The organism is Pseudidiomarina terrestris (assembly GCF_030466375.1).
In the GTDB taxonomy this organism is placed as follows: Bacteria; Pseudomonadota; Gammaproteobacteria; order Enterobacterales; family Alteromonadaceae; genus Pseudidiomarina; species Pseudidiomarina terrestris.
Window position 1 is genome coordinate 1,361,124 of record NZ_JAGGJE010000001.1, and the last position, 14,677, is coordinate 1,375,800.

Annotated in this window: 14 protein-coding genes; 5 read left to right on the forward strand and 9 right to left on the reverse strand. The window is 52.0% G+C overall.

Going from position 1 to position 14,677, the window contains the following annotated elements; all coding sequences use genetic code 11:
* Positions 1 to 11: 11 nt before the first annotated feature.
* A complete protein-coding gene (locus J6J28_RS06550; RefSeq protein ID WP_301720544.1) occupies positions 12 to 1,481 on the forward strand; it encodes a protein adenylyltransferase SelO in 1,470 nt (489 codons plus the stop codon).
* 87 nt (positions 1,482 to 1,568) lie between these two features.
* On the opposite strand, the gene J6J28_RS06555 is transcribed toward J6J28_RS06550, so the two are convergent.
* Positions 1,569 to 1,943: a BON domain-containing protein gene (locus J6J28_RS06555; protein ID WP_301720546.1), complete on the reverse strand. Its 375-nt coding sequence runs from the start codon at positions 1,941 to 1,943 to the stop codon at positions 1,569 to 1,571.
* An 81-nt stretch (positions 1,944 to 2,024) separates the two neighbouring features.
* Positions 2,025 to 2,513 (reverse strand): TspO/MBR family protein, encoded by a 489-nt coding sequence (locus J6J28_RS06560; protein ID WP_301720547.1) that lies wholly within the window; start codon positions 2,511 to 2,513, stop codon positions 2,025 to 2,027.
* Positions 2,514 to 2,618: 105 nt separating this feature from the next.
* On the opposite strand from J6J28_RS06560, the gene J6J28_RS06565 reads away from it, so the two are divergent.
* Complete coding sequence (locus J6J28_RS06565) at positions 2,619 to 4,457, forward strand: long-chain-acyl-CoA synthetase (protein ID WP_301720548.1); 1,839 nt, start codon at positions 2,619 to 2,621, stop codon at positions 4,455 to 4,457.
* A gap of 99 nt (positions 4,458 to 4,556) precedes the next feature.
* Positions 4,557 to 5,807 (forward strand): DUF418 domain-containing protein, encoded by a 1,251-nt coding sequence (locus tag J6J28_RS06570; protein WP_301720549.1) that lies wholly within the window; start codon positions 4,557 to 4,559, stop codon positions 5,805 to 5,807.
* Here J6J28_RS06570 and J6J28_RS06575 read toward each other — a convergent pair.
* The 7 genes from J6J28_RS06575 to J6J28_RS06605 form a co-directional block, all read right to left on the reverse strand.
* Positions 5,780 to 6,175: a YchJ family protein gene (locus J6J28_RS06575; RefSeq protein WP_301720550.1), complete on the reverse strand. Its 396-nt coding sequence runs from the start codon at positions 6,173 to 6,175 to the stop codon at positions 5,780 to 5,782. The genes J6J28_RS06570 and J6J28_RS06575 overlap by 28 nt on opposite strands.
* On the reverse strand, positions 6,175 to 7,377 hold the full coding sequence (gene prpF / locus J6J28_RS06580; RefSeq protein WP_301720551.1) for a 2-methylaconitate cis-trans isomerase PrpF: 1,203 nt from the start codon (positions 7,375 to 7,377) through the stop codon (positions 6,175 to 6,177). Before prpF ends, J6J28_RS06575 begins: the two co-directional genes overlap by 1 nt.
* 2 nt (positions 7,378 to 7,379) lie before the next feature.
* Entirely contained in the window at positions 7,380 to 9,977 is a 2,598-nt protein-coding gene (gene acnD, locus J6J28_RS06585; RefSeq protein WP_301720552.1) for a Fe/S-dependent 2-methylisocitrate dehydratase AcnD, read from the reverse strand.
* 26 nt (positions 9,978 to 10,003) lie between these two features.
* Positions 10,004 to 11,128: a bifunctional 2-methylcitrate synthase/citrate synthase gene (prpC, locus tag J6J28_RS06590; protein WP_301720553.1), complete on the reverse strand. Its 1,125-nt coding sequence runs from the start codon at positions 11,126 to 11,128 to the stop codon at positions 10,004 to 10,006.
* A 49-nt stretch (positions 11,129 to 11,177) separates the two neighbouring features.
* On the reverse strand, positions 11,178 to 12,056 hold the full coding sequence (prpB, locus tag J6J28_RS06595; RefSeq protein WP_301720554.1) for a methylisocitrate lyase: 879 nt from the start codon (positions 12,054 to 12,056) through the stop codon (positions 11,178 to 11,180).
* A gap of 2 nt (positions 12,057 to 12,058) precedes the next feature.
* The gene (locus J6J28_RS06600; protein WP_301720815.1) at positions 12,059 to 12,721 is read right to left on the reverse strand and encodes a GntR family transcriptional regulator; all 663 of its coding nucleotides are present in this window, start codon (positions 12,719 to 12,721) and stop codon (positions 12,059 to 12,061) included.
* 183 nt (positions 12,722 to 12,904) lie between these two features.
* Positions 12,905 to 13,417 (reverse strand): fasciclin domain-containing protein, encoded by a 513-nt coding sequence (locus J6J28_RS06605; RefSeq protein ID WP_301720555.1) that lies wholly within the window; start codon positions 13,415 to 13,417, stop codon positions 12,905 to 12,907.
* 185 nt (positions 13,418 to 13,602) lie between these two features.
* On the opposite strand from J6J28_RS06605, the gene J6J28_RS06610 reads away from it, so the two are divergent.
* Positions 13,603 to 14,205, forward strand: a complete 603-nt coding sequence (locus J6J28_RS06610; protein ID WP_301720558.1) for a YceI family protein — start codon at positions 13,603 to 13,605, stop codon at positions 14,203 to 14,205.
* Positions 14,186 to 14,668, forward strand: coding sequence for a GNAT family N-acetyltransferase (locus J6J28_RS06615; RefSeq protein WP_301720559.1), 483 nt, complete (start codon positions 14,186 to 14,188; stop codon positions 14,666 to 14,668). Before J6J28_RS06610 ends, J6J28_RS06615 begins: the two co-directional genes overlap by 20 nt.
* Positions 14,669 to 14,677 lie beyond the last annotated feature (9 nt).

Sequence of the window (14,677 nt, forward strand, 5' to 3'; positions counted from 1 at the left end):
AAGGAGATGTAATGAAAGCCGAGCAAAGCTACCCGCGTTTAGACCCGCGCCTGACGGCGGCTGTGGAGCCGACCCCGGTGATGAATCCGCAGTGGATCGCCTTTAATGATGAGCTCGCTGAGCAACTGGCTATCCCAGCGGCCCAGCGTGCTAGCGACGATGGCTTACAGATCTTTTCCGGCAACCAGGTGCCCGACTGGGCGCAACCCCACGCCCTCGCCTACGCGGGCCATCAGTTTGCCAACTATGTGCCTCAGTTAGGCGATGGCCGCGCAGTCTTGCTAACTGAAGTCATCGGTAACGATGGACGGCGTTACGATATCCAGCTCAAAGGTTCCGGGCGTACCCCTTATTCACGCGGTGGTGATGGTCGCTCTCCCATCGGACCGGTCCTACGTGAGTATCTTCTTAGTGAAGCCATGCACCGGCTGGGAGTGCCCACCACCCGGGCACTGGCGGCTGTTGCCACGGGTGAACTGGTGCAGCGTGAAGAAGCTCTGCCCGGCGCCATACTCACGCGCGTCGCTGCCAGTCACTTAAGGGTGGGAACGGCACAATACGTGCTGGCGTTTAAAGAACGTGATTTACTGAAGAAGTTCGCCGATTACGTCATCGACCGTCACTACCCCCACTGTGCCAATGCTGAGGATCCCTATTTAGCGTTGCTTGAGGCCGTGATCGATCGCCAGGCGCAACTAATTGCGCAGTGGATGAGTCTGGGCTTTATTCATGGCGTAATGAACACTGACAACATGACCCTCTCAGGGGAAACCATTGATTACGGTCCCTGTGCGTTTATGGAAGCCTACGATCCGGCCACGGTCTTTAGCTTTATCGACCGGCGGGGTCGTTATGCGTATCAGAATCAGCCGGGTATCGGCGTCTGGAATCTCGCCCGCTTTGCCGAAACACTATTGCCGCTTATCCAGGTGGGAGCGGATGATACGGATGATGCTAAGGGTGCTATCAAGCAGGCAACTGCTGCCATAGAGCAGTTTCAGCAGATCTATGAGGGCTATTACTGGCAACGTATGACAGCAAAAATTGGTCTGCCCGGCGCTGACGCTGACGCTAAAGTACTCACTCAGGATTATCTTGAGCTCATGCAACAACAGCAGGTCGACTTTACGCTGGCGTTTCGCTTGCTTGGTGATTCTGACCCCAAACGGCTCGCAGACTTGTTCGGGAACAGCCAGGCCTGGCAAGACTGGCATCAGCGATGGCAGCAGGCCATTACGGCTGAGGATGCTTCAATGAGCAGTGCACAAACTAAACTCAATCGCATAAACCCGGCTTACATTCCTCGTAATCACCTGGTTGAAGCGGCGATTGAGGAAGCGGTACAAGAGGGTTCGCTGGCGTTGTTTAATCAACTGAATGAGGTTTTGCGCACACCTTTTGTCGAACAGGACAATGCCGGAGATTTCTTTCAGCCGGCAACGCCCGAACAAGCGGTCCCGCGCACCTTCTGCGGCACCTGATACGCGTTTATCGACATAAAAAACCCCGTACAAGTCCCTCTGTACGGGGCTCCTCTCGGGAGAGATCGAACTTGCTTTTACTTTAAACTAAGAAGCTTCGGTCTTTACCTTGATGTCATTTTTGACATCTTTTACTCCTTCAATACCGCGCGAAATCCGCTCAGCGGTATCGATATCCTCTTCTTGCTTAACAAAACCACTCAACTGCACAATGCCGTTACTGGTTTCCACGTTAATCTCAATAACATTTAACGCGTCACTCGCCAGAATTGTAGATTTAACTTTAGTGGTGAGCGCGGCGTCACTTAGGTAACCTTTGGTCTCTTCCACTGCGGTCTCAGTAGAGCTTGCTGCATTTTCAGCATGTTGCTGCGCATATTCAACAGTGGCTGCAACAGCGGCAGACCCCAGTGTTGCGGTGAATACACCGGCAATTAAACTTGCGATACGTAGGTTTTTCATAAAACACCTCCTGTTAGGTTCATCTTCACTATAGTGAAGCCCTTTTAGCTTTGTCGGTGCTTTACGGATACTTTGCAGTGCTTACAAAACGTAAGGATTCAGCTGCCAGATGCTGTAATTTAAGGCCATCGCGAAGCTTACCCACGCCAGATAAGGAAGCATCAGAATCGCTGCAGCCTTGTTTAGACGCCAGTAAAGTACGATAGTGGCCAGGATGGCACACCAGAGCAGAATGATTTCTACGAAGCTTACCGCACCCAGGTACCAGGCAAAAAATAACCAGCTCCAGAGCATATTCAGGGCCAGTTGTACCAGATTCACCTGTAATGCGCGCTTAGCCAACCCCGTAAAGCCGTATTCCCGCCAGACCAACCAGGCGGCAATGGCCATCATGGTGTACAGTGCGGTCCATACGGGACCAAATAACCAAGCTGCCGGTGCCCAGTCCGGTAAGGTCAGCTCACGATAGAAAACCGGCGCATTGGCCGAGCCCCAACCGCCGATTGCAGCCACAATAAATGACAATGCCAGCCAGCCAAGTAAACCGCCAATCTGTTTCATTAATGACATAAAACGTCCTCTAGTTTATGACTATTTTTCAACATAGCATTTCTATCTTAGTGAATTTCAGACAGAATACGAATTAACGGACAATTTGGATGGTTTTTTACCCCAATGGCAAAAACTAAACCAACATTTTCATTCTTTGACCTCGGTAGAGCCTTTATTCGCTTCGTGCCGCGCTTACCACGCTTTTTTGTGACGCTGCTCCAGATTGCGCGGGCCAAGAAGCATCAGCGCGGTTCGACTGGCTATTTTCTTCAACGAGCTGCAGCTCGTCATCCCGAGCGGGTGTTCTTAAAGGTCGCTGACCCTGCGTCAGAGATTGCTATTAAAACCTATACCTATTTTGAATTTAATCGCTGGGTGAATCAGCTTGCCCATGCGCTCCATGCCTATGGCATTGAACGTGGCGATTGTGTGGGACTACTATTTCGCAATTCGCCGGAGCAACTCGCCTGGGCTTTTGCCCTCAATAAGTTAGGTGCTGTTGCGGGCATGCTCAATCATAAGCAGCGTGGTGAGCAACTGCTACATAGCATTAACGTCATCCAACCGCGGTTGGTCATCGCCGCTGCTGAATTTGCTCCGCAGCTCGGTGAAATTGAAGTCGAGCTCCCCACCAGCTGTCAGTTAAGCCTAACGCCTGACGCCGACCTAACTGCTACCACAGCACGTTACATTGCCATCAACTCTTTGATCGATCCCAGGCGCGATGGAAACCCGGAACAAACCGCGTCCTTGACGCTTGGCGATAACTGCTTTTATGTGTTGACCTCAGGCACCACCGGGCTGCCCAAAGCTGCGGCTATGACCCACTTACGTTGGTACAAAGCAGGCATCGGCTTTGGCAGCATGGCGATGGGACTGAAAACCGATGACACGCTTTACAACAGCTTACCTCTGTATCACAACACGGCGCTCTCCATCGCCTTGAGCTCAGTGATCTTAAACGGTAGCAGCCTGGCACTGTCGGACAGGTTTAGCGCGAGCCAGTTCTGGGGCGAAATCAAACGTTTTAACGCAACCTGTTTTGTTTACGTGGGCGAGCTCTGCCGCTACCTATTGCAGCAGCCTGCCCACGCCGAGGATGCCAGTAACCCGGTTCGCGGGGTCATCGGCAACGGCTTGCGTGCCGAGCTTTGGGACGAGTTTCAAGAGCGCTTTGCGATTCCGCGCATATGTGAGCTTTACGGGGCCAGCGAAGGCAATGTTGCCTTTGTGAATGCCTTTAATCTAAAACGAACCGTTGGCTTCTCGCCGATGACCTATGCCGTCGTACAATTCGATTTTGAAAATGAAACCCCATTACGGGATGCCAACGGGCGCCTAGGACGCGTAGCAAAAGGTGAAGTGGGCTTGTTGCTTACCGAAGTCTCCGACCGGGCGCCTTTTGATGGCTACACCCATAACGAAGCAGCGAACCGTGCCAAACTTTGCAATGATGTCTTCGCTGCCGGTGACTGCTGGTTCAATACGGGTGACCTGGTGCGCCACCAGGGCTACCGTCATATTGCTTTTGTCGATCGGGTGGGCGATACCTTTCGCTGGAAGTCCGAAAATGTCGCCACCACCGAGGTCGAAGCACAGGTCACCACCTTTGCTGATGTCATTGAAGCTGTGGTTTATGGCGTTAAAGTTCCGCACACCGAAGGCCGTGCCGGGATGGTGTCAGTCATTCTCCAGCAAGGCCGCGAGTTTAATCCCAGCGCTTTTTATCAGCACCTGAAGTCGAAACTGCCTGACTACGCTTTGCCAAGATTTGTGCGTTTGCGCGACAGCCATGACGTCACCACCACCTTTAAGGTGAAGAAGAGTCAGTTAAAAAAAGAAAGCTTTTCGCTCAGCGATATCAGCGATCGCCTGTACGTGCTGGTCGACCCCAACCAGGGCTATCAGCCCCTCGATGAACAAATTTATGGGTTGATTCACTCGGGTAAACTGCGACTCTGACGCTCATCACTGACTCATCTAAGGTCTGTTTAAGTTGTTTTTTACCGAAATCTGACTAGGATAAAAGCTTCTACAATAACAATTACAAAGAGTTCACAGATGACTAACATGACCCAACCCATAGGGGTGAAAGAACGGATCCACATGCTTGATGTGATTCGCGGCTTTGCCCTGCTTGGTATCCTGCTAATGAACATCGAGTTTTTTCAGCGGCCCTTAACCGCCATGATGTTCGGCTTTGATACTAGCCTTACCGGACTCGATCACAGCGTCGGCTGGACGGTTTTCACCTTTGTGCAGGGCAAGTTCTATACGATGTTCTCACTGCTATTCGGCATCGGTTTTGTCATCTTTTACGATCGTGCCAAGCAGAATCATGACCATCCACGCTGGCTGTTTTTCCGCCGTTTGCTGGTGTTAGCGCTATTCGGTCTGGTCCATATGGTCTTTATTTGGGGCGGTGATATTTTGCTGACCTATGCCATTGTTGGACTGCTACTTTTACTCTTTATCAATAGCTCAGCCGGACGGCTCTGGAAATGGGGGCTGGCATTATTTCTGGTGCCCGTGGCCATGTTCTGGCTTGGCGCAGTCAGCATGCACTTCGCTATGCAATCTCCAGAATTTGCTCAGCAAACTCTTGCTGACCAGCAGCAAATGCAGGACACCGCCATGGCACTGATAAGCAATGCTGAACAAGCCTACGCGACCGGCTCCTACAGTGAGGTTCTCGCTGCTCGCCTGGCTGAGGTGAATATGCTCTACGGCGGCGGCGGTGCTATTTTCTTCTTCCCCACCGTGCTAGGGATCTTTCTGATTGGTGCGTCCTTTGCCCGCAGCGGCGTTTTCACTTCGTTCGAGAAACGCCCAACCGCCTACAAAAACCTGCTGCGCTGGGGTCTCATTTTTGGCTTACCGTCTGCGCTTTACGTGGGATTTTACGGCACCGACATTGAAATGATGATGCCGAGTCTGGACTCCGCCCTGGCGTTCACCCTGATGCAGGTCGCAAACTTTGGTTTATGCTTTGCCTATATGGCCATCATCGCGCTGGCATTACGTCAGGCGCAGCGCAACAAGCGTCAGCACTGGTTACAAAATCTTGCTCCGGCGGGACGTATGGCGCTAACCAATTACTTATTCCATTCGCTGTTCTTTACCAGCTTATTCTACGGCTACGCGGTGGGTTTATATGGTGAGTACGGGCGGGCAACGACGACTGCGCTGGCGGTCATCGTCTGGCTGGCACAAATTCCATTCAGTAAATGGTGGCTAAGCCGCTTTAAATACGGGCCGTGCGAGTGGCTCTGGCGCTGCGCAACTTACGGTAAGTTATTTGCCTTTAAGTAATACCAGCGGCCCTGTTCTTTGACGAAGCTGGAAAGCTCATCGTGAACAGATAGCTCCTGGCCAACCTGAAAGTAGGCGCGGAAGTGGACCAGTCCCTGCGCGCCTTGCTGATCTGAACTGACGATTTGCAGCTGCACCCATTTGGGATTATCGGCAAGATCCAACTGCTCCGGACGCGTATCAGGATGCCAGGTGCTCAGCAGATAATCGCTTAGCCCCAGCGCAAACGCACTGTAACGCGAACGCATTAATTGTTCCGGCGAGGAAGGTAAAGCCGCTTCACCCGCAGCTTGCGGGTGAAAACGGCCACAACATTTACGGTATAACCCGCCACCACATGGGCATTTCTTAGGGGCTTTGCCGAGCATCAGAAACAGTCGCCAGGAACCCGCACCCAACCTTCCATCAGCACCCGCGCACTGCGGCTCATAATGGCTTTAGTAACGGTCCATTCGCCATTCGCCTGCTTGGCTTCAGCGCCAACCTGCAAGGTTCCCGACGGATGTCCGAAACGAATTGAGGTCCGATCGCCACCACCGGCAGCAAGATTCACCAAAGTACCGGGTACCGCAGCCGCAGCAGCAATCGCAACTGCCGCTGTGCCCATCATGGCATGGTGCAACTTGCCCATGGACATCGCCCGCACCAGCACGTCGATATCCGTGAGGTAGATCTGTTTGCCACTGGAGGCCAGGTAATCCTGGGGCGGCGCAACAAAGGCAATTTTCGGCGTGTGCTGACGGTTACCCGCCTCTGCGACATCGTCAATTAAGCCCATCTTCACTGCACCATGGGCACGCAGGCTTTCGAACATCTGCAAGGCTTGTGGATCTTCATTAATAGCACCTTGCAGTTCGGTACCTGTGTAACCTATCGCTTCGGCATTGACGAAAATCGTCGGGATACCGGCATTGATAAAGGTTGCCTGTAACTCTCCAAGCCCGGGGACTTCGAAGTTATCCACGACATTGCCGGTCGGGAACATGGCGCCGCTACCTTCACCGTCATCCGCGGCTGGGTCCATAAACTCAACCTGCACTTCCGCCGCGGGAAAGGTCACACCATCGAGCTCAAAGTCACCAGTTTCCTGCACTTCGCCATTGCTCATGGGAACCCGCGCAACAATGGTTTTCTCGATATTGGCCTGCCAGATGCGCACCGTGCAGATTCCGTTGTCAGGGATCTGAGAGGCATCCACCAGCCCGTTCGAGATTGCAAACGAGCCCACCGCCGCTGTTAAGTTACCGCAGTTACCGCTCCAATCGATAAACGGCTTATCGATGGCAACCTGCCCGAACAGATAATCCACATCGTGATCAGGTTTGGTACTACGCGACAAGATCACCGTTTTACTAGTGCTGGATGTGGCGCCCCCCATACCATCGGTATGCTTGCCATAAGGATCCGGACTGCCAATCACCCGCAGCAACAGACTGTCCCGAGCCTTCCCGGGTTGCCGGGCGGCCTCTGGCAAATCGTCCAGGCGGAAAAATACCCCTTTCGAGGTCCCGCCACGCATATAGGTGGCGGGAATTTTGATTTGCGGAGCAAAAGTCATCGTGTCTGCCATAATTAGCTCGCCTCAGCTTCCAGGAAGTCCTGAGCAAAGCGCTGCAGTACACCACCGGCCGAGTAAATCGATAACTCTTCCGCAGTATCCAGACGACATTTCACCGGCACTTCCACCGTTTCAGTTGCATTGCGGTGGATGACCAGAGTCATGGTTGCGCCCGGCGCGATATCACCTTTGACATCGTAGGTTTCGGTACCGTTCAGCTCCAGCGTGTCACGAGTGGTTCCCGCTTCGAACTCTAACGGCAACACGCCCATACCGATGAGGTTGGTACGGTGAATGCGCTCAAAGCCCTCGGCGACGATACATTCGACACCCGCCAGACGTACGCCCTTAGCCGCCCAGTCGCGCGATGAGCCCTGACCGTAATCAGCACCGGCAACGATAATCAACGGTTGTTTGCGCTCCATATAGGTCTCGATAGCTTCCCACATGCGCAGCACCTTGCCTTCCGGCTCGACCCGCGCCCAGGATCCTTGAATGACCGCACCATTTTCATCACGAACCATCTCATTGAAGAGTTTCGGATTGGCAAAAGTCGCCCGTTGTGCCGTCAGGTGATCGCCACGATGGGTCGCGTAGGAATTAAAGTCTTCTTCCGGTACGCCCATTTTGGTCAGGTATTCACCCGCTGCACTCTCCGCCATGATGGCATTCGATGGCGATAAATGGTCAGTGGTAATGTTATCACCCAGAATAGCCAGCGGACGCATGCCCTTAAGCTGATTCTCAGAGGCAAAAGAGCCTTCCCAGTAGGGTGGACGGCGGATATAGGTACTCATTTCCCGCCAATCATACAGCGGGTTGGTTTTCTCACCATAATCCACCGACAGGCTGAACATTGGGTCGTAAACCTTGCGGAACTGTTCAGGTTTAACCGCAGTTTTTACGATCGCATCGATCTCTTCATCACTTGGCCAGATGTCTTTCAGAGTAATCGCATTGCCCTGCTCGTCATAACCCAGTGGATCTTTTTCAATATCAAAGCGGATCGTACCGGCGATAGCATAAGCAACAACCAGTGGCGGTGACGCCAGGAAAGCCTGCTTGGCATACGGATGGATGCGCCCGTCAAAATTACGATTCCCGGAAAGTACCGCGGTGGAGTACAAATCACGTTCGATAATTTCTTCCTGGATCTTAGGATCCAAAGCGCCACTCATACCATTACAGGTGGTGCAGGCAAACGCCACCACCCCAAAGCCAAGCTCTTCCAGCTCTGGCAACAACTCAGCTTCTTCCAGGTACATTTTGACCGTTTTGGAACCTGGCGCTAACGAGGACTTCACCCAGGGTTTGCGCGTCAGTCCCAGTTTGTTCGCATTGCGCGCAATCAGCCCCGCAGCAATCATATTGCGTGGGTTACTGGTGTTGGTACAACTGGTAATGGCGGCAATAATACAGGCCCCATCAGGCATCAAGCCTTCTTCGTTTTCGACCTTACCAGAGATGCCACGTTTCGCGAGCTCTGAGGATGGCAACAACGCATGCGGATTCGATGGCCCTGCCAGACTACGTTGCACTTTACTCAAATCAAAGGTCAGTACGCGTTCGTATTCAGCGCTTTTCAGGCTATCCGCCCACAGTCCTGTTTCTTTTGCGAATTGCTCAACCAGCTGCACCTGATCGTCTTCGCGACCAGTAAGCTTCAGGTAATCGATGGTCTGGCCATCAATATAAAACATCGCAGCGGTCGCACCGTATTCAGGCGTCATATTGGAGATGGTCGCGCGATCACCAACCGTCAGTGCATCAGCGCCCTCACCGTAAAACTCCAGATAAGCACCGACGACACGTTCTTTACGCAGGAATTCGGTCAGCGCCAGCACCATATCGGTACTGGTAATGCCCGGCTGCAGTTTGCCGGTCAGCTCAACCCCAACGATATTAGGCAAGCGCATATAGGAAGCACGTCCAAGCATCACACTTTCCGCTTCCAGACCGCCTACACCTACGGAGATAACACCAAGGGCATCAACCATCGGCGTGTGGCTGTCGGTACCCACACAGGTATCAGCAAAAGCAACACCGTCGCGGACCTGCACCACTGGCGACATCTTCTCCAGATTAATCTGGTGCATGATACCGTTACCAGGTGGAATCACATCGACGTTTTTAAACGCCGTTTTGGTCCAGTTAATAAAGTGGAAACGGTCGTCGTTGCGACGGTCTTCGATAACACGATTTTTTTCAAACGCGTCTTTTTCAAAACCAGCATGCTCGACTGCCAATGAATGATCGACAATCAACTGGGTCGGCACCACTGGATTCACTTTGGCCGGATCGCCGCCTTTTGCGGCAATCGCATCCCGCAGACCCGCGAGGTCAACCAAGGCCGTCTGACCGAGGATATCGTGACAAACGACACGCGCTGGGTACCAGGGAAAATCGAGATCGTTCTTGCGGTAAATCAACTGACCCAAAGCGTCGGTCAGTTGCGCCGGCTCACACCGGCGCACTAAATTTTCCGCTAAGATTCGAGAAGTATACGGCAGTTTGTCATAAGCGCCTGGCTCAATGTCCTCGACCGCCTGACGCGTGTCATAGTACATCAGCGAGGTACCCGGCAACTGCTTGCGATACGCTTCGTTAAACATCAATAAACTCCTTCGCTGGCAACGTCTTAGCGCTCATCAAGTGCTGGCACTGGACGCGGCTCAGGGCCGATGTAATCGGCACTTGGACGAATAATACGGTTATTCGCACGCTGCTCTTTCACATGTGCTGTCCAACCTGTGACCCGTGACATGACGAAGATCGGGGTGAATAATTTGGTTGGAATGCCCATGAAGTGATAAGCAGAGGCATGGAAGAAATCCGCATTCGGGAACAATTTCTTCTCGCGCCACATCACTTCTTCACAACGCACGGACACATCGTACAAGCGGGTGTCGCCGTTTTCTTTCGCCAGCTTTTCAGACCAGGCTTTAATAATGTCATTACGCGGGTCGAATTCACGATAAACCGCGTGACCGAAGCCCATAATTTTTTCTTTACGTTCAAGCATGCCCATCAGCGTTTTCTCTGCGTCATCAGCATCTTCCATGTCTTCAATCAGTTCCATGGCCGCTTCGTTCGCACCGCCATGCAATGGACCGCGCAGTGAGCCGATAGCGCCAGTTACGCACGAGAAGATGTCTGACAGCGTTGACGCACAAACACGAGCGGTAAAGGTCGACGCGTTGAATTCATGCTCTGCATAAAGGATCAGTGAGGTATTCATGACATCAGTGTGCAACTGGGATGGCTTCTCACCGTGCAACAGTTCCAGAAAGTGTGCACCAATGGAATCAGCATCAGTTGCTGTCTCAATGCGCTTGTTGTTGTGACTGAAGTGGTACCAGTACAACAGCATGCTCGGGAATGCCGCCAACAGGCGCTCGATCTTATCGTCTGCCTGCTCAAAATCTTCCTCAGGTTCAATGTTACCCAGGAACGAACAGCCCGTACGCATCACATCCATCGGATGAGCATCGGCAGGAATTCGCTCAAGCACATCTTTCAGCGACTGCGGTAAACCGCGAAGTTTTGCCAGACGACCTTTGTACGCCGCCAACGCATCAGCTTTTGGCAATTCGCCATGTGCCAATAAATAGGCAACTTCTTCAAAGCTGACTTTTTCCGCTAATTCTTTAATGTCATAGCCCGCATAGGTCAGGCCTGAACCGCTTTTACCAACGGTACAAAGTTTCGTTTCACCCGCTACTTGTCCGCGCAGACCTGCGCCACTTAATTTCTTGTCTACCATTTTTAGCTCCTTATCGAAATTCAACTACGTTCGCCAACTACGGCGCGTATTATTTCTTAAACAGATCATCGAGCTTTTGCTCGAATGCGTGGTAATTTAAAAAGTCATACAGCTCAGCACGCGTCTGCATGCTATCGACCACAGCCTTTTGATCGCCATTGGTCAGAATACTCTCGTATACATTCAGTGCTGCTTTGTTCATGGCGCGGAACGCGCTTAATGGATACAACACCATTTCGACACCGACATCCGCCAGCTCATCTTTATTAAACAGCGGCGTTGCACCGAATTCAGTAATGTTAGCAAGAACAGGTACATTTAGCGCCTTAGTGAACGCATCGTATTGCTCAAGTGTATGCACCGCTTCTGCAAAAATTGCATCAGCACCGGCATCAACACAGGCTTGCGCCCGTTCAATGGCCGCTTCCAGACCTTCCTGTTGCAGGGCATCCGTGCGCGCCATGATCAAAAACTGATCATCAATCCGCGCATCCACCGCTGCTTTCACACGATCGACCATTTCTGCCTGGGTCACGATTTCTTTGTTAGGACGGTGACCACAACGTTTCTGTGCAACCTGATCTTCAATATGAAAGCCAGCTGCACCAGCACGGGTCATCTCTTTTACGGTCCGGGCGATATTGAATGCGCCACCCCAGCCGGTGTCGGCATCGACCAGTAACGGTAGCTCAGAAGCGCCTGTGATGCGGCGAATATCTTCACACACATCGTTCAATGAGGTCATGCCCAGATCCGGTAATCCAAATGATGCGTTTGCCACACCTGCACCGGAAAGGTACAAGGCTTTGTGGCCCACTTTTTCTGCCATCATCGCGGTGTAGGCATTAATAGTACCGACGATTTGTAATGGGTTTTCATCCTGAATGGCTTGACGCAGTTTTGCGCCTGCACTAACTAAATGAGTCATGTTTACGTCCTTTCTGCTTGCAGTTGTTGTTCGATATTGTGACGAGATGCACTGATATGCCGGCGCATCAATAAGTCAGCAAGTTCACCATCACGATTAGCAATGGCATTGAGAATCGCTTTGTGTTCGTCAAAGGCCCGTGATACGCGCGGCCCATTCATCCCCATCTGCACCCGGTACATGCGGACAAGATAATAAAGTTCATCACAAAGCATATTAATTAAATAAGGATTTTTACTGCCGAGGATGACACGGTAATGAAAGTCGAGATCACCAGCTTCCTGATAGTAACTTTCACCTTCGCGCACGCGTTGTGTCGACAGATGTTGATCAAGCAAGGCCGCCAGCTCGGCAATTTCAGCCTGTGGCATTTGCGTCGCGGCCAGGCGACACGCCAGACCTTCCAGTTCTTCGCGGATCTGATACAACGAAATCAAACCTTCTGGCGTTAAGGTCACCACCCGCACGCCGGCATTCGGGGTACGCTCAATCAAGTGGCAGCGCTCCAGACGCGCTAAAGCCTCACGCAAAGGCGCCCGGCTGACGTTAAAGCGGCGGGCAAATTCTGGTTCGCTGATTTTACTACCTGCAGGAATGCTTCCTTCCACGATGGCACGCTGAATTTCAAATAAGACGCGATCAGAGGCGGTAATCGCCTGGCGCATTAGATTTGGATGTTCAGTCACTATGCTCGCCTTGCGCTGGATCGACAGGTGTCGACAGATTTGAAGATTGCTGGCTATTTTACGGATTCTGAAGGGGGTTTTCAATGATCGGTGTCAAAATTGTCGACAAAAAGAAAAGCCCCGTCGAAACGGGGCTCTATATCCAGGGGGAAAACACTGATGTTATTGCATTGATGGCGGCAGAATCACCGCGTCAATGACGTGGATGACGCCGTTAGAGGCCTTGATATCCGCGGCCACTACGTTTGCGCCACCGACTTTTACGCCGTCAGTCGCGTCGATAGCAACTTCTTCACCCTGCACGGTCGCTGTCGACAATTGCTTGCCAGCGATGTCTGAGCTCATCACTTTACTGCCTAACACATGGTAAGTGAGTACAGCCTGCAGCTTCGATTTGTTCTCTGGCATCATCAGACTCGCCAGCACGCCATCAGGTAAAGCCGCAAAAGCTTCATTGGTGGGCGCAAATACTGTGAACGGACCATCACTTTTCAGGGTATCTACCAGGCCAGCTGCCTGCACTGCAGTCACCAGTGTGGTCAATTGATCATCACCGGCAGCGATGTCGACGATATCTTTTTTCTTGCCATGATTATGGGCAACTGCTGTTGTTGATACTGCCGCCACCAGCAAAGCACCCGCTAACCACTTTGTCATTGCCATTACGTTTAACATGATAATCTCCTCGTTGAAGTTTCACGCTTTAGTTTTTTGCTAAAGTCGTGGTGTTGTACGTCAAAGAGGTTAAAAAAAGTTCACTTGCTGTTATCGCTCTGGCAAACCAAGTGATCAATCAACACGATATGCTACTATTATTAGTCAACGAGGTTAAAATTTCCTAGCAAATGCGAGGTGTGTTTATGTTGAAGACATTGTTTAGTTCGTCAATTATGGGGCTTGCTTTCACGTTGGCCAGCGCCCCCGTGCTCGCCCAAAACTGGCAGCTGGATTCAGAAAACTCCAGTCTGCACTTTGTTTCAGTCAAAAATGATCATGTTGCAGAAGTCCATCGGTTTACTGAAATCAATGGTGACCTGACCGACGGTAAGCTGACCATTAATATTCCTGTAAGTAGTCTGGATACCGACATTGCCATTCGCAACGAACGCATGCATAAGCATCTGTTTGACTCGGCTGAGTACCCATTAGTGACTGCGACTGCGCAAATTCCAGATGAGCTTTACGATACCTCCACGACGCTCGGCACCTTACCGGCAGTGGTACCCTTAACTGTATTTATTGCTGGTGAAGCTGTTGATGTTGACGCAGTTGTCCAGATCAACAAGCTAAGCTCGGATCGGATCGTCGCGACCACGTCGCAACCGGTGCTTATCAGCACCCGTGAGTTCGGTTTGGTCGAGGGCGTTAATCAATTGCGAGAAATTGCTGGCTTAGATCGTATTGACTACGTCGTACCCGTCACCTTCACAGTGCAGTTTGACCTTGTCCCTTACCGCGAGTAAAGCTCAACAGCTCAGCCTGCGCAGCGCCAGTACTGCTGACATCGCAGCACTGGCGGCTCTTGAAGCGGCTTATTATGAGACCGAGGGGTATCCTGAGGCGCTTTTTTTCCAAGCCTTACATCAGTGGCCACAACTGCTACAGGTGGCGGTCAGCGAGCAAGAGGTCGCTGGCTACTGTCTGGGTGCCCCGGGCGGTGAACCGCACTCACTGTGGTTAATGTCGCTGCTCGTAAGCGCGAAACAGCGTGGCAAAGGTATTGGAGTAAAGTTGCTCAAACACTGGCTGGCCATTGCGGAGCAGCTGGGTTATCAAACTATCCAGTTAAGCGTCGCGCCAGAGAACCATGCCGCCATTGAGCTCTACCGACAAAACGGTTTCGTCGAACAGGGTCTGCAACAGGATTATTTAGGTGCCGGCCAGCATCGGTTGTTAATGACACGGCAGGCGTTGACCTGCTGCTGACTTTGTCAC